At 52.4% G+C, this 25,501-nt stretch carries 22 protein-coding genes and 1 tRNA gene; 7 read left to right on the forward strand and 16 right to left on the reverse strand.

Annotation, left to right across the window (positions count from 1 at the left end):
• The first annotated feature begins 74 nt into the window (after nucleotides 1-74).
• The gene (gene mqo, locus BM427_RS15605) at nucleotides 75-1,730 is read left to right on the forward strand and encodes a malate dehydrogenase (quinone) (protein WP_090123011.1); all 1,656 of its coding nucleotides are present in this window, start codon (nucleotides 75-77) and stop codon (nucleotides 1,728-1,730) included.
• Nucleotides 1,731-1,845: 115 nt separating this feature from the next.
• Here mqo and BM427_RS15610 read toward each other — a convergent pair.
• From BM427_RS15610 to BM427_RS15620, 3 genes are all read right to left on the reverse strand, one after another.
• Nucleotides 1,846-1,922 (reverse strand) — tRNA-Pro (locus BM427_RS15610).
• A gap of 77 nt (nucleotides 1,923-1,999) precedes the next feature.
• Nucleotides 2,000-3,760 (reverse strand): LPS biosynthesis-modulating metalloenzyme YejM, encoded by a 1,761-nt coding sequence (yejM, locus tag BM427_RS15615; RefSeq protein ID WP_090123013.1) that lies wholly within the window; start codon nucleotides 3,758-3,760, stop codon nucleotides 2,000-2,002.
• Between the two features lie 18 nt (nucleotides 3,761-3,778).
• Nucleotides 3,779-4,006: a YejL family protein gene (locus tag BM427_RS15620; protein ID WP_007371139.1), complete on the reverse strand. Its 228-nt coding sequence runs from the start codon at nucleotides 4,004-4,006 to the stop codon at nucleotides 3,779-3,781.
• Nucleotides 4,007-4,138: 132 nt separating this feature from the next.
• Here BM427_RS15620 and yejK point away from each other — a divergent pair, with 132 nt between their 5' ends.
• The gene (gene yejK / locus BM427_RS15625) at nucleotides 4,139-5,146 is read left to right on the forward strand and encodes a nucleoid-associated protein YejK (RefSeq protein WP_090123015.1); all 1,008 of its coding nucleotides are present in this window, start codon (nucleotides 4,139-4,141) and stop codon (nucleotides 5,144-5,146) included.
• A 153-nt stretch (nucleotides 5,147-5,299) separates the two neighbouring features.
• Here the strand turns inward: yejK and rplY are convergent, their stop codons facing one another.
• A complete protein-coding gene (gene rplY / locus BM427_RS15630; RefSeq protein ID WP_090123017.1) occupies nucleotides 5,300-5,584 on the reverse strand; it encodes a 50S ribosomal protein L25 in 285 nt (94 codons plus the stop codon).
• A gap of 124 nt (nucleotides 5,585-5,708) precedes the next feature.
• Nucleotides 5,709-7,469: a DNA repair helicase RadD gene (gene radD / locus BM427_RS15635; protein WP_090123019.1), complete on the reverse strand. Its 1,761-nt coding sequence runs from the start codon at nucleotides 7,467-7,469 to the stop codon at nucleotides 5,709-5,711.
• 148 nt (nucleotides 7,470-7,617) lie between these two features.
• Between radD and rsuA the strand changes: the two genes are divergently transcribed.
• The 3 genes from rsuA (at nucleotide 7,618) to BM427_RS15650 (ending at nucleotide 10,217) form a co-directional block, all read left to right on the forward strand.
• Nucleotides 7,618-8,325 carry a 16S rRNA pseudouridine(516) synthase RsuA gene (gene rsuA, locus BM427_RS15640; protein WP_090123021.1) on the forward strand — a complete coding sequence of 236 codons (708 nt, stop codon included), beginning with the start codon at nucleotides 7,618-7,620 and terminating at the stop codon, nucleotides 8,323-8,325.
• 15 nt (nucleotides 8,326-8,340) lie between these two features.
• Nucleotides 8,341-9,534: a Bcr/CflA family multidrug efflux MFS transporter gene (locus BM427_RS15645; RefSeq protein ID WP_090123023.1), complete on the forward strand. Its 1,194-nt coding sequence runs from the start codon at nucleotides 8,341-8,343 to the stop codon at nucleotides 9,532-9,534.
• 338 nt (nucleotides 9,535-9,872) lie between these two features.
• The gene (locus tag BM427_RS15650) at nucleotides 9,873-10,217 is read left to right on the forward strand and encodes a YejG family protein (RefSeq protein ID WP_090123025.1); all 345 of its coding nucleotides are present in this window, start codon (nucleotides 9,873-9,875) and stop codon (nucleotides 10,215-10,217) included.
• Between the two features lie 3 nt (nucleotides 10,218-10,220).
• Here the strand turns inward: BM427_RS15650 and yejF are convergent, their stop codons facing one another.
• The 9 genes from yejF to BM427_RS15695 form a co-directional block, all read right to left on the reverse strand.
• Nucleotides 10,221-11,810 carry a microcin C ABC transporter ATP-binding protein YejF gene (gene yejF, locus BM427_RS15655; protein ID WP_090123027.1) on the reverse strand — a complete coding sequence of 530 codons (1,590 nt, stop codon included), beginning with the start codon at nucleotides 11,808-11,810 and terminating at the stop codon, nucleotides 10,221-10,223.
• Between the two features lie 2 nt (nucleotides 11,811-11,812).
• Complete coding sequence (locus tag BM427_RS15660; RefSeq protein ID WP_090123029.1) at nucleotides 11,813-12,838, reverse strand: microcin C ABC transporter permease; 1,026 nt, start codon at nucleotides 12,836-12,838, stop codon at nucleotides 11,813-11,815.
• On the reverse strand, nucleotides 12,838-13,938 hold the full coding sequence (locus tag BM427_RS15665; RefSeq protein ID WP_090123031.1) for a microcin C ABC transporter permease YejB: 1,101 nt from the start codon (nucleotides 13,936-13,938) through the stop codon (nucleotides 12,838-12,840). The genes BM427_RS15660 and BM427_RS15665 overlap by 1 nt, the downstream gene beginning before the upstream one ends.
• Before the next feature lie 9 nt (nucleotides 13,939-13,947).
• On the reverse strand, nucleotides 13,948-15,756 hold the full coding sequence (locus BM427_RS15670) for an extracellular solute-binding protein (protein ID WP_090123033.1): 1,809 nt from the start codon (nucleotides 15,754-15,756) through the stop codon (nucleotides 13,948-13,950).
• A 95-nt stretch (nucleotides 15,757-15,851) separates the two neighbouring features.
• Entirely contained in the window at nucleotides 15,852-17,405 is a 1,554-nt protein-coding gene (gene pdeN, locus BM427_RS15675; RefSeq protein ID WP_090123035.1) for a cyclic di-3',5'-guanosine monophosphate phosphodiesterase PdeN, read from the reverse strand.
• 158 nt (nucleotides 17,406-17,563) lie between these two features.
• On the reverse strand, nucleotides 17,564-18,127 hold the full coding sequence (gene mepS / locus BM427_RS15680) for a bifunctional murein DD-endopeptidase/murein LD-carboxypeptidase (RefSeq protein ID WP_090123037.1): 564 nt from the start codon (nucleotides 18,125-18,127) through the stop codon (nucleotides 17,564-17,566).
• Between the two features lie 422 nt (nucleotides 18,128-18,549).
• The gene (locus BM427_RS15685) at nucleotides 18,550-19,251 is read right to left on the reverse strand and encodes a phosphatase PAP2 family protein (protein WP_090123039.1); all 702 of its coding nucleotides are present in this window, start codon (nucleotides 19,249-19,251) and stop codon (nucleotides 18,550-18,552) included.
• Nucleotides 19,252-19,286: 35 nt separating this feature from the next.
• Nucleotides 19,287-20,273, reverse strand: coding sequence for a CobW family GTP-binding protein (locus tag BM427_RS15690; protein ID WP_090123041.1), 987 nt, complete (start codon nucleotides 20,271-20,273; stop codon nucleotides 19,287-19,289).
• Between the two features lie 117 nt (nucleotides 20,274-20,390).
• Nucleotides 20,391-21,857 (reverse strand): mannitol dehydrogenase family protein, encoded by a 1,467-nt coding sequence (locus tag BM427_RS15695; RefSeq protein ID WP_090123043.1) that lies wholly within the window; start codon nucleotides 21,855-21,857, stop codon nucleotides 20,391-20,393.
• A gap of 203 nt (nucleotides 21,858-22,060) precedes the next feature.
• Here BM427_RS15695 and uxuA point away from each other — a divergent pair, with 203 nt between their 5' ends.
• Nucleotides 22,061-23,251 (forward strand): mannonate dehydratase, encoded by a 1,191-nt coding sequence (gene uxuA / locus BM427_RS15700; protein WP_090123045.1) that lies wholly within the window; start codon nucleotides 22,061-22,063, stop codon nucleotides 23,249-23,251.
• 76 nt (nucleotides 23,252-23,327) lie between these two features.
• Here the strand turns inward: uxuA and yeiP are convergent, their stop codons facing one another.
• A complete protein-coding gene (gene yeiP, locus BM427_RS15705; protein ID WP_090123047.1) occupies nucleotides 23,328-23,900 on the reverse strand; it encodes an elongation factor P-like protein YeiP in 573 nt (190 codons plus the stop codon).
• A gap of 163 nt (nucleotides 23,901-24,063) precedes the next feature.
• Here yeiP and BM427_RS15710 point away from each other — a divergent pair, with 163 nt between their 5' ends.
• On the forward strand, nucleotides 24,064-24,318 hold the full coding sequence (locus BM427_RS15710) for a YkgJ family cysteine cluster protein (RefSeq protein WP_090123049.1): 255 nt from the start codon (nucleotides 24,064-24,066) through the stop codon (nucleotides 24,316-24,318).
• On the opposite strand, the gene setB is transcribed toward BM427_RS15710, so the two are convergent.
• Complete coding sequence (gene setB / locus BM427_RS15715; protein ID WP_090123051.1) at nucleotides 24,315-25,493, reverse strand: sugar efflux transporter SetB; 1,179 nt, start codon at nucleotides 25,491-25,493, stop codon at nucleotides 24,315-24,317. The two genes, BM427_RS15710 and setB, sit on opposite strands and share 4 nt — an antisense overlap.
• Between the last annotated feature and the right edge of the window lie 8 nt (nucleotides 25,494-25,501).

Here is a 25,501-nt window from a genome sequence, read left to right on the forward strand (position 1 = left end):
TACGTTAAGAGGGTTAACTACTTTACCCTCAATAAATGCGAATAAAACAGCACTAAAAGTAAGGCATTAATACCATGAAAAAAATGACTGCCAGGCTGTTTTCGATGGCTGTCGGGCTAAATGCTGTCTCAAAGGCAGCGAAAGCGTCCGCATCGAAAGAGCAGGAAACAGATGTGCTTTTAATCGGTGGTGGGATCATGAGTGCCACATTGGGTACCTGGCTTCAGGATCTCGAACCCGACTGGTCGATTACTATGGTGGAACGGCTGGATGCCCTGGCAGAGGAGAGCTCGAACGGCTGGAATAACGCCGGTACGGGTCATGCTGCTTTAATGGAGCTGAACTACACCCCGCGCTCGGCTGACGGCACCGTCAGCATTAAAAAAGCGATTGAAATCAACGAAGCGTTCCGTATTTCTCGCCAGTTCTGGGCTCATCAGGTCAAAACCGGTGTGCTGCGCGAACCACGTTCATTTATCAATACCGTACCGCATATGAGCCTCGTCTGGGGCGATGACAATGTGAACTTCCTGCGTGCCCGTTACAAAGCATTGCAGCAGTGTTCACTGTTCCGCGGTATGCGCTATTCCGAAGATCCCGAGCAGATCAAACAGTGGGCACCGCTGGTGATGGAAGGGCGCGATGCGAAGCAAAAAATCGCCGCGACCCGTACCGAGATTGGTACCGACGTTAACTTCGGTGAACTGACGCGCCAGATGATTGGCTCATTGCAGAAAAAAGAGAACTTTTCTTTGCAACTGAGCACGGAAGTTCGCAGCCTAAAACGCAATGCCGATAATAGCTGGAGCGTAACGCTCAGCAACCTGAAAGGCGGCGGCGAGCGCGTGATAAAAGCGAAATTTATCTTTATTGGTGCTGGTGGCGCGGCGCTGAAATTGCTACAGGAATCCGGTATTCCAGAAGCGGCAGACTATGCCGGTTTCCCGGTTGGTGGCCAGTTCCTGGTGGCGGAGAACCCGGATGTCGTCAATCACCATCTGGCAAAAGTCTACGGTCAGGCGACTGTTGGCGCACCGCCGATGTCGGTTCCGCATATTGATACCCGTATTATTGATGGTAAACGTGTGCTGTTGTTCGGACCGTTCGCGACCTTCTCGACACGTTTCCTGAAGAACGGTTCGCTGTGGGATCTGCTGCGTTCGACCAACTCATCCAATATTATACCGATGCTGACGGTGGGGATGACCAACTTCAGCCTGGTAAAATATCTGGTCAGCCAGGTACTGCAAAACGAAGATGACCGTTTCGACGCGCTGCGGGAATATTATCCGCTGGCGATGAAAGAGGACTGGCGTCTGTGGCAGGCGGGCCAGCGTGTACAAATCATCAAACGTGAAGCCGGGAAGGGCGGTGTATTGCGTCTCGGCACCGAAGTGGTGAGTGATAAAGAAGGTACCATCGCTGCGCTTCTGGGGGCCTCGCCGGGCGCATCTACCGCGGCGCCGATTATGCTTGAACTGATGGAAAAAGTGTTTACTGAACGCTTTGCTTCCGCAGCCTGGCAGGCGAAGTTGAAAGAGATCATTCCCTCTTTTGGCACGCAACTTAACGGCAATATTGATGCTGCCGATGCAGAGTTGCGCTACACCAGCGAGATCCTTGGGTTGAAATGCGACGAGTCTCTGGTGGCAGATGCCACGCCACCGGTACAGAGGCCAACGACCCAGCCGCACAACGATGGCGAGACGGTTGCGGATATCGCGCTGTAATTGCCTTTCCCGAAAAAATAGAACCGTAACGGGTGCGTTGCGGTTTTTTTTACCCCAGGCAGAATCACAGGCATAAAAAAACCAACCACAACGGGTTGGTTTATTTGGGATTTTTTGGTCGGCACGAGAGGATTTGAACCTCCGACCCCTGACACCCCATGACAGTGCGCTACCAGGCTGCGCTACGTGCCGACACATTGGCGCTAATAGTACCCTTTTCGTTGCTGATTGCAAGCGGAGGGACACCTGAGTGATTCATAATTAATCAATCAGTTAGCGATAAAACGTTTTTCATCCGTTAACACTTGCAGCAACAAACTGAGCTGCGGTTTCTGATCGCGGATCTTCTCACCCTGCGCATTCCAGGTATGGTAATTGCCGTTAGGACTTAGTACCAGCGTCATCTCCGGCGTAGTTATCGCCAGCGTGTCGCCGCCCGCAGCGGTGACCCAATTATGGCGGCGCGGCACATTAAACAGATCTTGCCCTTGTGACCAGGCACTGGCTGGCGTGCTGACATGCAGGAGCCGCTGCATCAACGTAGTCATCACATCTTTATGATCCGTCAGCGTATTGATGCGCTGCGCTGGTGTGCCCGGCCAGTGGATGACCAGCGGAACATGCAGCCTGCTGCGCGACCATTCGAAACTATCATCAGCTTTGCCTTCAGGAACGCCATGACCAGCGGTGATAATTACCACCGTATCGTCCAGCTTGCCGCTCGCGCGTAGCGCATCCAGCACGCGCCCTATTTGTGCATCAACATCTGCCGCTGCGCGGTTGTACTTACGAGCGAAGTCTGGCTGTGAACTGTCCAGAGATGCCGTGCCATTCAGCGAAATCCACGAGAACCAGCGGTTATCATCCTGCGCGTAATGTTTAAGCCAATTGATCCACTGCGAGGCGGTTTTCTCGTCACTTTGCGTTTGTGCGGCTGGTAATGAGAAATCGGAGAGCAGCGCCTGGCGGTAGAGCGGGCTGCTGAAGTCGTCCGAAGAGAACAAGCCAAGCTGGTAGCCCTGCTGGTTAAAGGCGGTGATCAGCGCAGCCGGAATACGCGCCGACAGCACGCCGTCCATGTAACCCGGTGAGATGCCGTAGAACAAGCCGAAATAGCCATTGTCGGCGGTGTTGCCGGAACTCATATGCTGCGTAAAGTTGATGTTCTGCTGCGCAAAGCTGGCGAGTTGCGGCATCTGTTTTTCATAACGTGAATAGTTGAGGCCATCAACGGTAATCAGCAACACATTCTGACCAGAACCCATATCAGCGTAGCGCAGATCGCTTAATGGATATTGTACTGAGACGGCTTCAGGGTTGCCTTGTTCCACCAGTCTCCGCTGATAATCCTGCGCATTCAGCAAACCGTGTTTTTCCAGAAAACGGCGTGCGGTCATAGGATAAGAGAGCGGCAGGTTAGCGCGCTGCATGGTAATGGGTCGATAGAAATTGGCGTCGGCCCAAATATACATCATGTGCGTGGCGATAAAGGCGACGAAGAAAAAGGCGGCCAGCGGCTTGGCATAGTGGCGACGGCGCGTCAGGCTGCGCAGCTTCTGCCAGCTCCAGGTGGCGAATAACATCTCAATCAGCAGGATCACAGGCACACTGATAAACATCAACTGCCAGTCCCGCGCCATTTCGTTCTGGTCCGGGTTAATCACCAGTTCCCAGACAACGGGATTGAGATGCAGGTGGAAACGGGTAAATACTTCGCTGTCGATCAGCAGCAGCGTCATGCCCGCCGTCGCAAGGAGCGAGGACAATACGCGCATCAGGCGCTGCGACATCACAATAAACGTCAGCGGGAAGAGCACAAGCAAGTAGGTGGCGAACACCAGAAAGCTGAAATGCCCGACCACGCTGATATAAGAATAGATACGCCCGAAGAGAGTAGTCGGCCAGTCGGCGACGAACAGATAACGGCTACCGAGAACGATGGACAACAAAATGTTGAACAACGCAAACCAGTGCCCCCAGCTTACCATCTGGGAGACTTTTTCACGGTAGCGCTGACGATTGGTCACCATAGACTGTCGATATTTTCCTTAATGCGCTTTGTCGTCGCCAATCGACGATTGTAACGCTTGAGCGAACGACTTTGCGATCGCCTGACGTTGTGCAGGGGCAACGCTGGTATTAATCAGGTTCGTCACCATATTGCCCAGCACCATCAGGGAGAGATCGGTCGGAGCTTTGTGTTTTTCCAGTACGTTTGCCAGCTCACTGAGCAGCTGTTCAACGTGTTCATCACTGTAACGGGAGATTTGTGGCATAAATCGGAATCTGTTTACTCATGAAAGGGCAACATATTACCGTAGCAATCGCTTTTTTTCTGCTTTTTTATCAGCAGTTGCACAGTCGCGTTGGTGGTGGTTGAATACCGCCGTCTAAAAGGAGAGTTTATCATGAGTCTGGACATCAACCAGATTGCCCTGCACCAGCTTATCAAGCGTGATGAGCAAACCCTTGAACTGGTGCTGCGCGATTCTTTGCTGGAACCGACCGCGCCTGTCGAAGAGATGGTGGCGGAGCTGCATCGGGTATACAGCGCCAAAAATAAAGCCTACGGTCTGTTTAACGAAGAGAGCGAACTGGCGCAGGCGCTGCGTCTTCAGCGTCAGGGCGAGGAAGCGTTCCTTGATTTCAGCCGCGCGGCAACCGGGCGCTTACGTGATGAACTGGCGAAATATCCGTTTGCCGATGGCGGTATTGTGCTGTTTTGCCACTACCGTTACCTGGCGGTGGAGTACCTGTTGGTGGCGGTGCTGAACAACTTAAGCAGCATGCGCGTAAATGAAAACCTTGACATCAGTTCGACACATTATCTCGATATAAATCATGCTGATATCGTGGCGCGCATTGATTTAACTGAGTGGGAGACAAATCCGGAATCAACCCGCTATCTGACTTTCCTGAAAGGGCGGGTAGGGCGCAAGGTCGCGGACTTCTTTATGGATTTCCTCGGTGCCAGTGAAGGGTTGAACGCGAAAGCGCAAAACCGTGGGCTGTTGCAGGCGGTAGACGACTTTACCGCGCAGGCCGAACTGGATAAATCAGAACGCCAGACAGTGCGACAGCAGGTTTACACTTACTGCAATGAGCAATTGCAGGCAGGCGAAGAGATTGAACTGGCATCTCTTTCTAAAGAGCTGGCGGGCGTCAGCGAAGTAAGCTTCGAAGAATTTACCGCAGGCCAGGGCTACGAGCTTGAAGAGAGCTTCCCGGCGGATCGTAGCACCCTTCGACAGCTGACCAAATATGCGGGCAGCGGCGGTGGTCTGACGATCAATTTCGATGCCTTGTTACTGGGCGAACGCATCTTCTGGGATCCGGCTACGGATACGCTGACCATCAAAGGCACGCCACCTAATCTGCGTGATCAACTGCAACGTCGTTTCACCGGTGGTAAGTAATCGGTTAAAACCTGCTCATGGGTAGGTTTTCTTTTACGCACGACCGGAGCCGCGCGTATGACTCCACGTCCGGGTATCGGTCAGTCGTTTATCGACGTTAAGAAGGCATAAAAAAACCCCGCCGGAGCGGGGTTTTCTTCAACTTGTCGGCGATTAAGCGCGAACGAAGTCGATGTGAGCCAGGCGTACTTTGAACGCGTGACGCTGTACAGCCTGAACTTTCACTTTTACTTCTTTGCCATCAACTGCAATGGTCAGAACGTCGCTGTAGAATTCAGCTTTAGCCTGCATGTTCCACAGTTTGTCATGATCCAGTTCGATAGCGATCGGCGCTTCAGTTCCACCGTAGATGATTGCCGGGAACTTGTTCGCTGCGCGCAGGCGGCGGCTCGCACCCTTACCCTGCTCTTTACGTACTTCTGCGTTAATAGTAAACATTTAAATCTCTCTTAAATAAATCCTGTTACAGGCGACCCAGCAACAGGCAGATGATCGGCTTTGCGGATGCAAAAGCGGGCGGTATTCTATCCCCGAACGTTCGATACATCAATCAAAAGTACATTTACCCGCGCAATTCATGTGCCCGCCGGAAGCGCCCCTCATAATCAAACACTTTTTCCCGCACCTGCCAGTACTGACCTTTCATTCGGGCAACCACAAAATCGGGATGACGTAACAGCACCTGCTGCGCCACGATATCGGCGGCGACAACCCAACGCAGCGGCACGCCGGGGGTGCGCGTATGCGGGCGGATAAACAGCTGTTCGAAAGCGGTTCGCTGTGCTGGTGTCTGCAAACGGAAACGTTCGCTGACATCGGCACCATCTTCATCGTAATAGGTGATTTTTAGCCATTCACCTTTCTCATCAGCACCGTGTTGTAGCGTCATGCCACTACAGCGTAGCACCAGCGCATCTTTTAAATTCAGCGCCGCTTTTAGCATATCGTCTGGATCGACAAGCACGGTATCGCAGGCGCGGCAGCGACGGGCTGCGATATCGTTTTCCGCATTGCACTGCGGACAGTTTTTAAAGCGAAAACGGTAATCACATTGTTCGCGGTTGCCTTCATCGTCTTCCAGCCAGCCCTGGCAGCGGCGACCAAAGTGTTCAATTAGCGTACCGTCGGCAGTGGTTTTTCCCCAGAAGGTATTGGCAAAGCCGCAGCCGGGGCAGAAAACCTGAACAGGGACGTTATCGCTTTTGCGTTTTGGCGCACCAATTTCCGGCGCATAGAGATCGTGAGGGTTACCGGCATAATCAAGGATCAGACAGTCGGTTTTACCGGGCGCAAGTCGCAGGCCGCGTCCGACAATTTGCTGATACAGACTAACGGATTCCGTTGGCCGTAAAATAGCAATTAAATCAACATGTGGCGCATCGAAACCGGTGGTCAGCACCGCCACGTTAACCAGGTAACGGAACTGCTGATTTTTGAATGCCTCAATCAATGCATCGCGTTGCGGACCTGGCGTTTCACCGGTGATGAGCGCCGCATCGTTTGCAGGTAACAGGCCGGTGATCTCCCGTGCATGCTCGACGGTCGCTGCAAAAATCATCGCTCCTTTGCGCGTTTGCGCGAATTCAATAATCTGGCTGATGATATGCGGGGTAATGCGCTGCTGCTTTTTCAGTTCACGGTTAAGATCCACCTCGCTGAACAGCCCATTACTTTGCGCCTGTAAGCGGCTGAAATCGTACTGCATGACCGGCATATCCAGCCGTTCCGGCGGCGTTAAATAACCGTGCTTGATCATATAACGTAGCGGTAGCTCATAAATGCAGTCGCGGAACAGCGCTTTTTCATCGCCGCGTACCATGCCGTGATAATGAAAGCGGTAAATCCAGCCTTTCCCCAGCCGGAAAGGCGTGGCGGTAAGGCCAAGCAAACGCACGTGAGGGTTCACTTCGCGCAAGTGGCTGAGGATTTGCTGGTACTGGCTGTCGTCATCGTCGCTAATACGATGACACTCGTCGACTACCAGCAAAGAAAACTCGCTCTGAAACTGCTCCAGGTTGCGCGCCACCGACTGTACGCTGCCGAACACCACTTTTCCGTGGCTCTGCTTACGCTTCAGCCCGGCGGCGAAAATGTCGGCCTCCAGCCCCAGCGCAACATATTTCGCATGATTCTGCGCTACCAGTTCTTTGACGTGTGCCAGCACCAGTACGCGGCCCCGAGCGAGCCTTGCCAGTTCAGCGATCACCAGACTTTTTCCCGCACCGGTAGGAAGCACTATCACGGCAGGTTCAGCATGTTTGCGGAAATGGGCGAGGGTGGCATCCACCGCTTCGCGTTGATAGGGGCGTAGCGTAAAAGTCATGGTCTCGATGGGTTGCAGGGTGACGCTGCACAGTATGCCACGAATCTTTCCTTTGAGCGGTTTGTGATGCTCGTTATACTGTCAGGGTACTCATTTCTTCTTGTGGGCATTTTGCCCGCACCCAGCACCATACAGGCCAGAAAAATTCATGCGACTTGATAAGTTTATCGCTCAGCAGCTTGGCGTCAGCCGGGCGATTGCCGGGCGTGAAATCCGCGCCAGCCGTGTTAGTGTTGACGGTGACATCGTCAGAGATGCTGCCTTTAAACTGCAACCAGAACACGAGGTTGAATACGAGGGCAACACCCTGGTTCAGCAGAATGGCCCGCGCTATTTTATGCTGCATAAACCGGAAGGTTATGTCTGTTCTACTGACGATCCGGATCATCCCACCGTGCTCTATTTTCTTGATGAACCGGTTGCCCACAAGCTGCATGCCGCAGGGCGTCTGGATATCGATACTACCGGGTTGGTGCTGATGACCGATGATGGCCAGTGGTCGCACCGTATTACTTCGCCACGCCATCATTGTGAAAAAACCTATCTGGTGACGCTTGAGTCTCCGGTCACTGAAGAGATCGCCGCGCAGTTTGCTCATGGCATCCAGTTGCATAACGAGAAAGATCTCACCAAACCCGCAGCGCTGGAAGTGATCACCCCGACGCAGGTGCGCCTGACCATCAGTGAAGGTCGCTATCATCAGGTGAAACGCATGTTTGCGGCTGTCGGTAATCATGTCATCGCGCTGCACCGCGAGCGGATCGGCACGATTGCGTTGGATGAGGCGTTGGCTCCCGGTGAGTATCGGCCGCTGACAGAAGATGAAATTGCCAGCGTTGGCATGCCTTTTCGTTAATTTCAGGAGATCTTAGTGACCAGTAGGCCACACTCTTCACTGAGTATTGTGTTCATTCTTGGCCTGTTGGCCATGCTGATGCCGTTATCCATCGATATGTATCTGCCGGCACTGCCAGTGATCGCCGAGCAGTTTAGCGTCCCGGCAGGCAGCGCACAGATGACTCTCAGCACTTATATTCTGGGGTTCGCGGTGGGGCAGTTGCTATACGGGCCGATGGCTGACAGCATCGGGCGTAAGCCGGTTATCCTCGGGGGAACGCTGATCTTTGCTGCTGCGGCAGTGGCTTGTGCGCTGGCGCAGAGCATAGATCAATTGATCACCATGCGTTTTTTCCACGGCCTGGCGGCAGCGGCAGCGAGTGTGGTGATCAACGCCTTGATGCGCGATATCTACCCCCGTGAAGAGTTCTCGCGCATGATGTCGTTTGTCATGCTGGTCACCACCATTGCGCCATTGCTGGCACCAATGATCGGCGGCGCGGTGCTGGTCTGGTTTAGCTGGCATGCTATTTTCTGGATCCTGGCAATTGCTGCGCTACTGGCGTCGGTGATGATTATGCTATTTATCCGCGAAACGCTGCCTGTCGAGAAACGGCATAAGTTTCACCTGCGCACGACTATCGGCAACTTTGCTTCGCTGTTTCGCCACAAGCGTGTGCTGAGCTATATGCTGGCGAGTGGCTTCAGCTTTGCCGGAATGTTCTCCTTTCTCAGCGCCGGGCCGTTCGTCTATATCCAAATCAACCACGTTGCACCACAGCATTTTGGTTACTACTTTGCGCTGAACATTGTGTTCCTGTTTATCATGACGATTATTAACGGCCGTTTTGTGCGTCGTGTCGGCGCGCTGAACATGTTCCGCAGCGGGTTGTGGATCCAGTTTGCGATGGCTATCTGGATGGTGGTGACAGCCTTGTTGGGCGTGGGCTTCTGGGCGCTGGTGCTTGGCGTGGCGGCATTTGTCGGCTGCGTATCGCTGGTGGCATCCAATGCGATGGCCGTTATTCTTGATGAATTCCCGCATATGGCAGGAACAGCATCGTCGCTGGCGGGCACGTTCCGCTTCGGCATCGGCGCGATGGTCGGTGCGTTGTTGTCGATGGCGACCTTTAACACCGCCTGGCCCATGATTTGGTCGATCACCTTTTGTGCGACCAGTTCAATCCTCTTTTACCTCTATGCCAGCCGCTCAAAGAAATCTGCCTGAATCTTCACCAAAGGGAGCGTGAAAACGTTCCCTTTTTTGATGCATGTCAACCCAAGACGATATACATTCGCCTGTGATTGTTTATTTTATGTAAAATCAATTAGTGTAAAAAGTCACATCATTGTAGTGAAAAAGGTTGAGTTAGATCGCAGAAACGGGTACATATAGCGCGAAACACGGTCCGCTGCTGACCCATTAAAACCCAGATAAATGGGCAGCAAGCCCATGAGCTGCGCAGGATGTGACTTTTTCTGCGTAGTTGACAAGATGAATTGTCAAACTTGTGTTAATATAAATGTGAAATATTTGTGAAGTGAAAGTGCTTCTGGGGAAAGAAAGTGAATACATTACAGCTCTCCATCATCCATCGTCTGCCCCAGTCTTATCGCTGGCTGGATGGTTTTGCAGGCGCAAAAGTTGAACCGATTCCGCAAAATGGTCAGTCTGCGGAAGACAGCCTTGTCGCCTTAAAATTGCTCAGTCCGGATGGTGATAATGCCTGGCCGGTCATGCATAAGCTCAGCCAGGCGTTGAGTGATATTGAGGTAGATTGTTCCGTTCTGGAGTGTGAAGGGGAGCCGTGCCTGTTCGTCAACTGCCAGGATGTGTTTGCTGCCACCTGCCGCCTGAAAAACTTTGGCGTTGCCATCGCCGAACCCTTCTCCCGCCAAAACCCGTTCTGAACGTCAGCTTAATGCCAACAGCTGGCGTGTATATGCCTGTGCTGGTGCACTAAAAATACGCTGACACTCACCCTGCTCAACGACTTCACCCTGTTTCAGCACAATGACCTGATGACATAAAGCGCGGATCACCTGCAAATCGTGGCTGATGAAGATATACGCCAGCCGATGCGTTTGCTGTAAGGACTTGAGCAACGTAAGAATCTGCGCCTGCACGGTGCGATCCAGCGATGAGGTGGGTTCATCCAGAATAATCAGCTCAGGTTTCAGGATCAGCGCGCGGGCAATTGCAATTCGCTGGCGCTGGCCACCTGAAAACTCGCCGGGAAAACGCCGCCGTGTTTCAGGATCCAGACCTACTTCCTGCATCACTTCTATCACACGTTGCTCGCGAGCATCCCGCGTTAACGCAGGATGATGCACCCGTAAACCCTCTTCGATAATTTGCAGTGCGCTGAGGCGAGGATTGAGCGCAGAATTGGGATCCTGAAACACCACCTGGATGCGATGGCGAACTGGCAGCATCTGCTGACGATTCCAGAGATGCAGCGGTTTACCGGCAAAAGAAATCGTGCCCTGCGAAGCCACCAGGCGCAGCAACGCAAGCCCGGTTGTGCTTTTACCGGATCCTGATTCGCCTACCAGCCCCAGTGTTTCACCCGCCCGCAGGGAAAAGTTAATGTTCCGCACCACCTGATTATGCGCGACCACACGCTTAAGAATCCCTTTATGAACCGGGAAGCTGACACTAAGATTTTGTACTTCCAGTAACGATGGTGCATCCTCAGGAAGCGGAACGGGATCGCCTGATGGCTCGCTGTTGAGCAACCGTTGGGTGTAGGGATGCGTTGGCGCGCTGAACAGCGCCCGGGCGCTGTTTTGCTCGACGCTGCGACCGTTCTGCATCACGGCGACATTGTCCGCCAGCTTGCGCACGATGCCCAGATCATGGGTGATAAACAGCAGCCCCATATTCAACTCATCTCGCAGTTCGCGCAGCAGCTTCAGGATTTGCGCCTGCACGGAAACATCCAGCGCGGTGGTGGGTTCGTCAGCAATCAGCAGTTCGGGTCGCGTCAACAGCGCCATTGCGATCATCACGCGCTGGCGTTCGCCGCCAGAAAATTGATGTGGAAAATCCCCTAATCGCTGGCGCGCGTTTCGTATTCCGACCCGATCCAGACAATCAAGGATCTCTGCGCGCGCGGCTTCACGGCGCATTCCCCGGTGCAGCGAGAGTACCTCATAAAGCTGTTTTTCCAGCGTGTGTAGGGGGTTAAGCGACACCATGGGTTCCTGGAAAATCATGGCGATGGTGTTGCCGCGTACGCCACGTAGCGTGCGTTCACTGGCATGCAGCAACGACTCGCCGTGGAACAAAATATCGCCCTCAGGATAAACCACCGGAGGTGAAGGCAGAAGACGTAGGATCGACAGTGCGCTGACGCTTTTGCCGGAACCGGATTCTCCCACCAGCGCCAGTGTTTCACCGGCTTCGATACATAAGGAGAGATCGCTGACGACGGGGCGTAACGTCTGCTGCTGGCGAAAAGCAATAGAGAGGGAATTGATGGAGAGCAGGGGAGTGGCCATGGTTACACCGCCTTATTTGGATCAAATGCGTCGCGCACTGCCTCGCCGATAAAAATCAGCAGCGAAAGCAGCAGGGCGGTGGAGACAAATGCGGCGATCCCCAGCCACGGTGCTTGTAAGTTATTTTTCCCCTGTAACAGCAACTCGCCCAGCGACGGCGACCCAAGTGGCAAACCAAAGCCGAGGAAATCCAGCGAAGTCAGCGTCCCCACTGAGCCGCAAAGTACGAATGGCAGCAGCGTCAGGGTGGCGACCATCGCATTAGGCAACATATGGCGCAGCATAATAGCGCGATCGCTAACTCCCAGCGCCTGAGCGGCACGGATATAGTCAAAATTACGTGTGCGCAGGAATTCAGCGCGGACCACGCTGACCAGCGTCATCCAGCCGAATAGCACAGTAATACCCAGCAGCCACCAGAAACCTGGCTGGATCACGCTGGAGAGCAAAATAATTAAAAATAGCGTTGGCAGACCGGACCAGACTTCAATAAAACGTTGTCCAAGCAGGTCGATCTTACCGCCGTAATAGCCCTGTAGTGCGCCAGCCAAGATGCCAATGACACTGGTACAAAAAGTCAACATCAGGCCGAATAGTAGCGAAATCCGCGTACCATAGAGGATCCGCGCCAGCACATCACCGCCATTCGCATCGGTGCCAAGCCAGTTTTGTGCTGAAGGTGGCGAGGGAAAGGGGGTGGTGGTGTCATAGTTAATGCTGCGCGCGCCGAATCGCACTGGTGCCCACAACGCCCAGCCGTGCTCTTCAAGCCGTTTTTTCAGCCATGGATCCTGATAATCCGCTGCGGTGGCCAACGGGCCACCAAAATCGCTTTCACTGTAATTTTTGACCAGTGGGACATACCAATGCCCTTCATAACGCACCAGCAGTGGCCGGTCATTCGCCACCAGTTCGGCAAACAGGCTGAGAATAAAAATGGTTAAAAAGATCCACAGCGACCAGTAGCCGCGCCGGTTATGGCGAAAGCGCTCCCAGCGCATCTGGTTGACGTAGCTAAGTTGAAACATCAGCGTCCCTCGAAATCGATTCGCGGATCCACCAGCGTATAGGTGATATCACTGAGGATATTCAGTAGCAGGCCGATCAGAGAGAAAATATAGAGTGTGCCAAACATGACCGGGTAATCCCGCGAAAGCGTGGCTTCATAGCCTAGCAGGCCAAGACCGTTAAGCGAAAAAATCACTTCAATCAATAGAGAACCGGTAAAAAACATGCTGATAAAAGTGGCTGGAAAACCGGCAATCACCAGTAGCATCGCGTTGCGAAACACATGTTTGCGCATGATATTGCGCTCGCTTACGCCTTTGGCGCGAGCCGTAACCACATACTGTTTACGGATCTCATCCATAAAGGAGTTCTTGGTCAGCATCGTCAGCGCAGCTAATCCGCCAATCACCGAGGCCAGTACCGGCAGAGTGATATGCCAAAGGTAGTCGGTAATTTTTTGATACCAGGGCAGTGTGTCGAAATTTGTCGAGACCAGTCCGCGAAGCGGGAAAATGTCATAATAGCTGCCGCCGGAAAAAAAGATAATCAGCACAATCGCGAACAGGAAAGAGGGGATCGAATAGCCAACGATGATGACCGCGCTGCTCCAGATGTCGAAACGACTGCCGTTATAGACCGCTTTGCGAATGCCGAGCGGTATCGACACCAGATAGACGATAAGCATTGCCCACAGGCTAACAGAGATAGAAACCGGTAGGCTGTCTTTGATCAATTGCAGCACCGAGGCGCTGCGAAACAGGCTGTCACCGAAGTCGAAACGTATATAATCCCACAGCATTTTGAAGTAACGCTGGTACAGCGGCTTATCAAAACCATAGCGTTTTTTGATCTCTTCAATAACTTGCGGATCGAGCCCACGACCGCCGCGATAGTGGCTGTCATTACTGAGGACATCGCCTACGCCCGTTCGCGCATGGGTTGCGCCCATACCGCCTGCACTGCTACCTGGCAATGCGTTATGATCGCCAAACTCAATGGCGGCAATGGCCTGATCAACCGGGCCGCCGGGGGCAATCTGCACGATGAAAAAATTAATGGTGATAATGGCCCAGAGAGTGGGAATTATCAGTAATAGGCGGCGAATGATATAGGCACCCATCCGGTCTCCTTAACGTCTGGCTGCGGGCAGTTTCGCCGCTTTATTTACGTCATACCACCAGGTATCAAAACCCAGTGAGTAGAGGGGGCGAACGGCAGGCATCGAGAATTTATCCCACCAGGCGATGCGATCAGCCGACATATACCACATGGGCAGCATGTAGTAATTCCAGGTCAGTACGCGATCCAGAGCGCGACCAAGTGGTAACAGTTTCTCCTTATTGCCCTGCCAGTGCGCGATCTGCGCGATCAGATTATCCACCGCCGGGTTTTTGACGCCGGGCGCGTTATATGAAGAGTCAATGTATTGCGAGCTCCAGGCAATTTGTAGATCCTCGCTTGGCCACAATTGCGCCCGCCACAGGCGCGGCATCATGTCGTAATCACGGCTGCGCATGCGGCTGGTGGCCTGCGAGTTATCGACCTGGCGCACCTCCATATTGATACCAAGACGTGCGAGGCTGTGCTGGAACGGGAGCACCCACAAGGTATCGCCGCCGGAAGGCAGTAACAGTTCAAAGGTGAAAGGCTGGCCGGTTTGCGCATTCACTCGCCGCTGATTTTTCAGCACCCAGCCCGCTTCCGTCAGCAGTTTGTCGGCTTTGAGCAGATTTGCCCTGTCATAACCGCTACCGTCGGATTTTGCTGGTGTGTAAACAGAAGTGAAAACTTCTGGTGGCAGTTGTGCTTTTAACGGTGCCAGCAGGACTAATTCATCCGCATCGGGATAAGTACGCGCGGCGTATTCAGTATTCTGGAAATAGCTGTTAGCGCGGCTGTAGGCACCGTAAAACAGTGCTTTGTTCATCCATTCAAAATCAAAGGCCAGCGATATGGCTTCGCGGACGCGGCGATCGCTGAAGATGGGCCGCTGAATATTAAACGCCAGCCAGCGTGTATCCTGAGCTGATGTATTCGGTTCTTCATCTTTAACAATATAACCATGGCTGAAATTGCTGCCGGTATAGCGCGTGGCCCAGTTTTTGGCATCGCTTTCGCTGCGCATATCGAATGCGCCAGCCTTAAAGGCTTCGAACGCGACATTATCGTCGAGGTAGTAATCGTAACGGATCGTGTCGAAATTCCAGCGTCCGCGGTTAACCGGCAGATTCGCGCCCCAGTAATCTTTGACCCGGCTATAAGTAATATACTGACCCATGCGCCAGGCGCTGATGCGATAAGGACCGCTGCCCAGCGGCGGGCGCGGCAGAGGTTCATCCAAACGGTGAGCTTTCCAGAATTTTTCCGGCATCACCGGCAGCGTCAGCAGGCTAAGCATGCTCTCTTTACTGGGTTTTGCCAGAACAATGCGTACGGTCAACGGCGAAATCGCTTTCACCGTCGTTCCCTTATAGACCAGGCGAAATTGTGGCACACCTTCCGTCATAAATTTTTTAAAGGTAAACGCTACATCGCTAGCGCGAATGGGCGAGCCGTCATGAAATGTCGCACGGGGGTTCAGCGAGACCTCCATCCAGGAGAAGTCATCCGCATAACGGGCCATTTCTGCGACCAGAGGGTAGTAACTGCCGGGTTCATCATCGGAGGTGGTAAAGAGGGCGTCGTACAGCGATTCAGTTCGGACTGCGGCGTTTCCCCGCATGGCAAAACGGTTGAAGTTATCGAAGGTGCCAATCACCGACAGCGTCGCATTACCACCTTTTGGTGCTGCAGGATTCACGTAGTCAAAATGGGTAAAGTTGATGGCGTATTTAGGCTCGCCGATCACGGCAAATGAGTCGCTCTCTTTAATGGTCTGGGCCTGACAAGCCAGAGTGGCAAACGCCAGAACGAAAGCTGAAATACGCAAAAACTTCATTCGCTGTGTCCCTGTGAACGGCGGCTCGGCAGGCGCCTTAAATTCTAATCATTGAATAATAAGGGAGGCCCGGCAGGTTGTGAAATAATTCACGCCTATAACAGCGCGGAAAACGGCGGTGACCGCCATTCGGTAAACTGTTGCAGTGTCATCGGACGGCTAAAATAGTAGCCTTGCATGTAATGAACACCATGTTCGCGGAGCCACCGGGCTTGCTCTGGCGTTTCAACGCCTTCGGCGACCGTTAGCATATTCAGTTTTTTTGCCAGTGTCAGCACGGCATCAAGCACAGGCGACGTTACGGTTTCTGTGCCAATGGCATTGACGAAACCACGGTCGATTTTCAGGTAGTCCATCGTGAAACGTTCCAGATAAATCAGCGCGCTGTGTCCGGTGCCGAAATCATCAATAGCCGTTTCGTAGCCCTCTTCACGGAGCTGCTCAAACCGCGCAGTCACTTCGTTTAGTAACATATCCCGCTCGGTGATCTCCAGTACAATACTGAAATGGTGGGCGGGGAGCGAACGCGATAGCTGGCGAATATCCTGCATAAAGTTTTCATCTTGCAGGTGACCAGGTGCGATGTTAATGCCCAGTTTTGCACCTTCGGGCAGGAGCGTCTTTAATCGCGGCGCATCGTGGGCAATTAAGCGGAACAGATGCTGCGTTAGCGGCATAATCAGTTGCTGGGCTTCAGCAAAATGAATAAATGCATCCGGTGGGATTTCACCTGCCGTTGGATGTTTCCAGCGCATCAGAACTTCAACGCCGGTGACCTGCAAATTTTTCGCATCCACTACCGGTTGGTAGACAACATAGAATTGATCTCGCTTGATACCGCTCAGGATCTCGCGGCCTGGGGTGAGATTGTTCTGCAGAATATAGGCGGTCAGCAGACCAAAAAGCATGCCAAAAGTGGTAGCAAGCAGCACGGCGAATTGAATATCCTCTGGTCGCCACTTTTTTGCATAGAGATAAAATGTGATTGGCGAACCTTCAATGTGCGCTGCTCGTATCGGTGGCAGGGTTATCGTGCTCAGATCAACTAAACCGGGCGAAAAGGTGGAAACGGCACGATGGCCGATGCTCAGCGCCACGCCAGTCAGATCGGGGCGTTGCGAGATATAGAGCATGTAAGGCGTGAGATTGATATTCAGTGTGGCGAACACCCCGCGTTTCTCCAGTAGCGGGCTACGAAACCAGACGGCGATAGCAGGTTTGTTCGGCATCATTGGGGTGCCGGGCAGTAACACCATATCAGTGTCTTTTGTCAGGTCGATATCCGGCACCAGATCTTTCATGGGCATGCTCATCTCGCCGGTGGCCGATGAGCAAAAGGCTTGTTGATCTTTTACCAGCAGAAACGCACGTACGTTAATTGTGAATGCAGCCCTGGAGGTCAGCTCGCCAGCGGCGACATGACACTCATCAAGCGCGAGCGGTTGCAGCGATTCTGCGGTTGTTCGTATTTCATTGAGATAGCCTGAGAGCCAGTGCTGAATATTGTTCACTAACGCGGTATAGCGATCTTCGCGTTTATGCTGCTCAAGCCCCAATTGTAGTCCACCAACAATAAATGCAGAGAGCATGCCCGCGATCAGACTTATCAATATAATTTTGCGGTTCCGTGAAAAATAGCGGCTGAACATAGTATCAGGTCCATTCGAGGTGTTCAGGGGGGGCAGGAGCAATATAGCTTGGCTATAACTTGAAGAGAAGGGATGGCATACAACAAGCATAAAAAACACTGCCGGAGCAGTGTTTTTAGACTTAATTGCCAGCTCAAGGGTAAACCGGCATTAAGCGATTAGCTGTGAGTCAGGATACGTCGCGCTTCGTTGTAGCGCTTTTTCCAGTAAGGCTCATCCATGCTGGAAATCATCACACCATTGGTGGTTGAAGCATGAACAAACTGGTTGTTGCCAATATAGATGCCAACATGTCGGCCCGTTGAACCCGCCCTAAACAGAACCAAATCGCCCGTACGCAAACTGGTACGTGAGATGGATTTACCTGTTTCCTGCTGTTCCCATGTGGAACGCGGCAGCTCTAAACCAAACTGCTCACGGAAGGTGCGTTGCACGAAACCAGAACAGTCAATGCCTTTTTTGGTGTCGCCGCCGAGACGGTAACGAACGCCTTTCCAGCTAGCATATTGATCCATAATGCGGCTTTTTACGTCCAGATTACGAACCATATTTTCAAATTCATCCTGAGAGGTTTGCAGTGAAGAACTATCTTCACCCACAGCAAGCGTCTCAGAATGCATGTTCTTTGCGGTATTTGTAGAACAAGCAGAGAGCAGTACCGCTACTGCAATTGCAGGGATCGCCCGCAAGATATATCTCAAAATCGGCTGAGATTTGACCATATTACTTATTTTCCCTTGAAGTCCTTAACGATAAATATCGTTATAAAAATGCCAACGCAGCGAGATTAATTATCTGAAAGCATCGAGACAATCGCTCAAGCACAGATTTGTGGAAGAACGCACAAAAATACGCACAACGAGAATAACGGCACTCTTTGCAACAAGACGAACCGAGGTTACCTGAACATCCAGGGCATGGCGAGCGCTTTTGTACATTTTTTTATAAGAAATTATGATACAGAAAGTGAATTTCCTGAAATGCTCAAAAATTGAGCTTATCAGTGTAAAAAGCACGCAATGTGCTAATTCTTATGCAGTTTACTATGTCAGGAAAATGACAATAGCGGGAAAAGGCGGCAGATTTAAATTAGGGATCGAAAACGTTCCCTAATAGATGGCATTCCTTGATGTTGGACGATTGTTTAAAGTTTGTTATTCCCAGGCAAATAATGATCAAACAAAGCGATAATTTTATCGCTTAGCGGCGTTAAAAGACACCACGGCAGACCAATCAGCACCGCGGATAACGAACCTACAGCAATATCTGTAAACCAGTGCGCGCCAATCATGACGCGCGGGAAGGCGAAAACCGCAAAAATAATGAGCGAAATGCCCAATGCTTTTTTGCCGAAATAACGCCACATCACCGCAGCGAAAATAAGCAACATCATTCCATGATCGCCAGGAAAACTATCCTTCGATGCATCTTTGGTCGGGAAATCGAGCAGATCGCTCACGCGGTGTATATCGGTAAAGTAAAGTGACGGGCTCGCGCGTTGCACCGGCATCAGATGCTGCGCCAGTTGGTTTACCACAACAGCAATCAATAACATGGTCAGGCCAATAGTCACTACACGGCGACGGCCTGTACGATCGGCTGGCAGCCAGAACGACAGCATCAGACAGCCCATGGCAACCAGCGAACAGGCATCAAACGCGCGGTTATTGGTTAACGCTACCAGCCAAAGCAAGGTGTGATTTTCTACCAATCTACTGTTGAAGAAATGGAAAATGGTCGAGTCCATCGGAAACCAAAACCCATGATTTACAGGCATATACCAGCATATAAACAGGGCCAGCCCGACGGCGTTCAGCAAGATAATCAGGGGTAAACGAGTTTTCATTACTTAAGGATTATTAATAAATAAAGGGGGGGAGGTTAGCGATCCTGACTTAAACGAAGCTTCAACAAAGCAGACTGAAGTATGTTCCAGTCTGCTTCAGAGGCGGTAATGAGCTCGATTCGACTATCCGGCGGCGCAACATTCTGCGTTTCGAGATGAAAATCCTCTCCCTGACGATTCACCCGCAGCAGACCTTCCGGTATACGCATAACGCCTTTGACACGCTCAACCGGGGCATGACGCACCCATTCAAGCAGGCCAATAGTGTCAAACACCGTATCTTCATCAAAAATCCAGCCGCACGCCTGATAGCCCTGACCGCTGTTCAGACTCCGACGCCAGCGTTGATGCGCTGGCAGGCTCAGCGCCGCAAGCCCTTTTCGTTCACCGTGCGTGTGGTCATGTGCAGCACTGGAAGGAAGCTCCCGCTGATTACGGCGCGGATGATCGAGCAATGTGCCATCGATCGCGCCCAGGGTGACGCTGACCCGCTGGCGATCGCCGCCGAAGCGGGACCACCACTCTTCCAGCGCGTGCTGGCTCTCTACGGTTGCTCGATCCTGTTTATTGGCGACAATGATATCGGCGGCTGCCAATTGATCGCGGAAGTTATCGTTAGTAAGCGCTTTCTCATCCAGTAACTGGCGGGGGTCAAGCAAACAGAGGGTGGCGCGCAGATCAATCCAGGGTTCGTAGACCGGGTCTGTTAACATATTGAGGATCTGTTTCGGATGGCCGAGCCCGGTCGGTTCAATCAACAGACGGTCGGGTTTGCCCTGGCGCAGCAAGGTGTTCAGCCCTACCTGCATCGGGAGACCATTTACGCAGCACATACAACCACCTGGGATCTCTTTAAGCAGTGCGCCGCTGTCGGCAAGCAGTGCGCCGTCGATACCGACTTCGCCAAATTCATTCACCAGCACTGCCCATTTTTCCTGCGGATCTTTATTCGCCAGCAGGTGCAAAATAGAAGTGGTTTTGCCGCTTCCGAGAAAGCCGGTAATGAGATTGGTCTTGGTCACAGAATCTCCAGTCGTCAATAAAACGTAGATAATTTGTGATCCTGGCGAAAAAAATGAGAAAAGAGAAGAGTGCGGACGGTGTAAAGCACGAACCATCCGCGTAAATCGCAGTAATTGTTAAGCGTTCAGCAGACGTTTTATCGCGCCGTGAGCGCCATGGACGACAATGTTTTGCCATGCATCGTCAACGGCATCGACAAACAACGGATTAAGCGGCAGATCGCTACCGAATATCTCCTTAAGCGCCAGCAGCGCAGCCACGCGCTCAGCCTCGTTACTGGTTGCGACAATGGCGTGAATTTTATCCACCAGGGGATCGCGAATATCAATAGGTTGTCCGGCATCATCCACGCCGCTGACATAACGCATCCAGCCGGCAATGCCCAGCGCCAGCAGCGGCCAGCGACTTTCCCGTTGCAAATGAACACGAACGCTGTCGAGCATGCGCTGCGGCAGCTTTTGGCTGCCGTCCATGGCAATTTGCCAGGTGCGGTGTTTCAGCGCCGGGTTAGCGAAGCGTTCAAGCAGGCTATCAGCATAAGCGGTCAGATCGACCCCGGTGATGAGCAGGGTTGGCGCTTGCTCATCCAGCATCAGACGATGGGCGGCTTCGCGAAACGCTTCATCCTGCATGCAGTCATTAATATGTGCAAAACCGGCCAGATAGCCCAGATAAGCAAGGAAAGAGTGGCTGCCGTTGAGCATTCGAAGTTTCATCTGTTCCCATGGCTGCACATCCTGCACCAGTTGTACGCCTGCAACTTCCCACTGCGGACGTCCGGCGACGAAATTATCTTCAATCACCCACTGAATAAATGGTTCGCAGCTGATAGCGCAGGGGTCGAAAACACCCAGTACATCGCTGATTTCCGCCAGCGATTCGTCTGTTGCTGCTGGCACGATGCGATCGACCATTGTGGCCGGAAAACTAACATTCTCCGCGATCCAGTGCGCCAGTTCCGGTGAGCGGGTTTTTGCCATACCCAACACCGCGTTTTTGACAATGTGCCCATTGTCAGGAATGTTATCGCAAGAGAGCACAGTAAACGGCGGCAGCCCGCGTTCGCGGCGACGATACAACGCTTCAACCAGAATGCCCGGCGCCGAATGCGGCTCGTGCGGGTGCTGAAGGTCATGTTCAATACGTGGCTGGCGCAGATCCAACTGGCCGCTGGCCGGGTCGATACAGTAGCCTTTTTCGGTAATCGTCAGCGAAACAATTGCCACCTGTGGTTCACAAAATTTCTCAATGATGGCAGGCAGGGAATCGAGCTTTGCATTCAGACACTCATTGACTGCGCCGACAATAATCGGCTGATTACCGGTTGCGCCTTTCTCCAGCACGGTATACAGATGATCCTGCTCGCGCAGTTGCGACATCAGTACATCACCGCTGAATAAGCTGATTTCACAAATTCCCCAGTCGCCGCCTTGTGCATTAAGCACCCGGTTAGTCAACAGCGCCTGATGTGCACGATGAAACGCGCCAAAACCGAAGTGCACAATTCGCGAGCGTAGCTGTGAGCGATCATACTGAGGTTGCTGTACCGTGGCAGGAAGCGATGCGGAAGCAATAGTCTTCATCTGTATACACCTGATTAACCAATAATTAACAATGGCAGTGTAAAGTTATATGACAGCAAAAAGAATTGGTATGCCTTAAATATCCGGGGAATGTGAGCTGGATCAATCATTGCTATGGGAATATTTGACCCTTTCGGCTAAACATGTATGGTAGTCGTCATGCGGTTACGTGTATTGGTATAACAACTTTAGAGGGTAAGGCGATGGAACAAACCTGGCGTTGGTATGGACCGAACGATCCGGTATCTCTTGACGATGTACGGCAGGCTGGCGCAACCGGGGTGGTCACTGCATTGCACCATATCCCGAATGGTCAGGTATGGCCGGTTGAGGAGATTAAGGCGCGTCAGGCGTTGCTGGCGGAAAAAGGGCTAACCTGGTCGGTAGTGGAAAGCATCCCGGTTCATGAGGATATTAAAACCCACTCCGGCCTGTATGAAACCTGGATCGCCAATTACCAGCAGAGTATCCGTAACCTGGCGACCTGCGGTATCGATACTGTCTGCTACAACTTTATGCCGATCCTCGACTGGACACGTACCGACCTCGAATATCAATTGCCGGACGGTTCCAAAGCGCTGCGTTTCGACCAGATCGCCTTCGCCGCTTTCGAACTGCATATTCTGAAACGCCCAGGCGCGGAAGCGGACTACAGCGAAGAAGAGCAGCGTCAGGCGCAGGCTTACTTCAACGCGATGAGCGAAGCCGAAGTAGAAAAGTTGACGCGCAATATCATCGCGGGTCTTCCGGGTGCTGAAGAGGGCTATACACTGGATCAGTTCCGGGCGCGTCTGGCGGAATATGATGGTATCGATAAAGCACAACTGCGTGAAAATATGGCTTATTTCTTGCGCGCTATTGTCCCGGTTGCGCAGGAAGCGGGCGTACGTCTGGCGGTTCACCCGGACGATCCGCCGCGCCCAATCCTCGGTTTGCCGCGTATCGTTTCGACTATTGAAGATATGCAGTGGCTGAAAGACGCTGTCGACAGTATCAATAACGGTTTTACTATGTGTACCGGTTCATACGGTGTGCGTGCTGATAACGATCTGGTGCGGATGATTGAAACCTTTGGTGATCGCATCCACTTTACGCATCTGCGTTCAACGTGCCGTGAAGATAACCCGAAAACCTTCCACGAAGCTGCGCATTTACAGGGCGATGTGGATATGGTCTCTGTTGTGGCAGCCATTCTGACTGAAGAGCAACGCCGCAAGAAAGCAGGCGATCTGCGCCAGATTCCATTCCGCCCGGATCATGGTCACCAGATGCTGGACGACCTGCGCAAGAAAACCAATCCGGGATACTCGGCGATAGGGCGTCTGAAAGGAATGGCGGAAGTGCGTGGCGTTGAGCTGGCGCTGAAGAAAACCCTGTTCCGCGATTTGCTGTAATGTCGTTCTGATGTAAAGCAAAGTGCTATCAGGCAAAGCCACTTCACTGAAGTGGCTTTTTCATAGCAACACGAGATTAGTCAGCGCGGCCCATGTAGCGGCGCTCTTCGATATGGATGCGGATCTTCTCACCGGTGGTCAGATATTCCGGCACCTGCACAACCAGGCCAGTATTCAGGGTTGCGGGTTTGGTACGGGAGCTGGCAGAAGCACCTTTAATACCTGGCGCAGTTTCCACGATTTCCAGATCGACAGTCTGCGGCAGTTCGAGAGCCAGCAACTGGCTATCCCACAGCAGAACCTGCATATCCGGCATGCCGCCTTCAGGAATAAACTGCAGCTCTTCTTCAATCTGATCTTTCGTGAAGGTATACGGCGTGTAATCTTCTTTATCCATGAATACGTATTCGTTGCCATCAATATAAGAGAAGTCAACAAAACGGCGGTTCAGGGTAACGGTATCGAGGATATCATCACCTTTAAAACGCTCTTCCACTTTCAGCCCGGTACGGACATCGGAAAAACGCATCTTGTACAGCGTTGCTGCGCCACGGGCGCTCGGTGCCTGGATATCAATATCTTTCACAATCAGCAGCTTGCCGTTGTAATTCAGCACCATACCTTTTTTAATTTCGTTCGCTCTTGGCATTGCAAGGGTCCTGTGAGATTAAAATAACAAAAATATCGCGACAAACTACTCGCGAGGGTGATTCCAGGCAAGCGGAATCTGAGTTTTGCCTTCGGGCTGCAAAAAATGGTAGTTTGCGCCCTGTATACGCCAGCCCGGCACGCCATCAAAAAAGAGAGCCATTATGCAATGCCGCCCGGACTGTGGAGCGTGTTGTACCGCACCGTCCATCACCAGCCCAATCCCCGGTATGCCCAACGGTAAACCGGCCAACACACCCTGCATCCAGCTAGATGAACAGTTGCGTTGCAAAATCTTTACTTCGCTGCTGCGCCCAAAAGTGTGCGCCGGGTTGCAACCGGGCCGCGATATGTGCGGCTCGAATCGCGCTGATGCGATGGTTTACCTGCTCGATTTAGAACGCCAGACGACGCCTTAAATATCTTTAATACGTGTCAGACAGAGCTGGGTTAAAAGTGCCATCGCCAGCGCAATCCAGAACACCGTGTGATAGTTCCAGATTTCAGCCACCACACCTGCCAGCGAGCCGGCAATAATCCAGCCGACACGCGTTGTATTAGTATAAAGGGTGGTGGCTGAACCTGCCTGACCAGGCATCAGATCCTGGAAATAGAGCATGCCAATCCCGGCGAGAATACCGATATAAATAGCGTTCAGCACTTGTAAGGCTAACAGGATAGCAGGCGTATGCACCGTCAGCATCCCGGCATAGAAAAAGATCCCGGCAACCGTGCTGACACGCATTAAAAAACGTTTACCAAAACGCCTGGTGTAGTAACCCGCAATCAGCATGGTCGGGATTTCCAGCCCGGCGGCGGTACCCATCATCACTCCAGCCAGTTTCTCCGGCAGATGCAATTCATCGATAATAAACAGTGGCATATTAATGATATACAGGCTATTAGTGCCCCACATCAGCGTACAAATCACGAACAGCAGAAATGTATCGCGGCGATGTGTGCGTGGTGCTTCCAGCATGGTCGACTTCAGTTTGGGTTCTTTGCGCATGGTGGGCAAAAACAGCCACACCATGGCACCACAGACAATAAACGCAGCGCCAGCGCAGAGATACATCACCGTAAAACCAAAGCCCATTGCCAGCGCGTACGCTAGCGGCGGGCCAATGACCCACGCCAGCGAGACCTGCGCACGCAGGATGGAGCTGAACATCACGGCTCCGCGGCCAGTATGATCAGCATGTTCACGCGCCAGTGCAAAAAGCTGTGGATTGGCGGTGGAACCAAAACTGCTGAGGAACACGCCGACAAACAGCAGAATAAAGTAGTTGCGGTTCCAGGCAAAAAGCACGCAGGCCAACATTCCCACCAGGCAGCAGAAGACAATCAGCGACTTACGATCGCCTTTACGATCTGAACGTCCGGCAAGAAACTGGCTGACCAGAATGCCAATCACCGCACTGCCGGTAAAAAAGAAGCCGACCAATGCCGGGCGAACTTGCACTTCGTTGGTTAAAAAGAGGCTTAGCGTGGGAGTTTGCAGTGCACCTGCAATGCCAGTCAGGAAGGCGACAATCAAGAACGCCGTCGACGTAAAATCAAACATGCCAGGTCTGGCGGCGGCCGAATTTTGCATTTTTCATG

This window comes from Kosakonia arachidis (genome assembly GCF_900116535.1).
Classification (GTDB): domain Bacteria; phylum Pseudomonadota; class Gammaproteobacteria; order Enterobacterales; family Enterobacteriaceae; genus Kosakonia; species Kosakonia arachidis.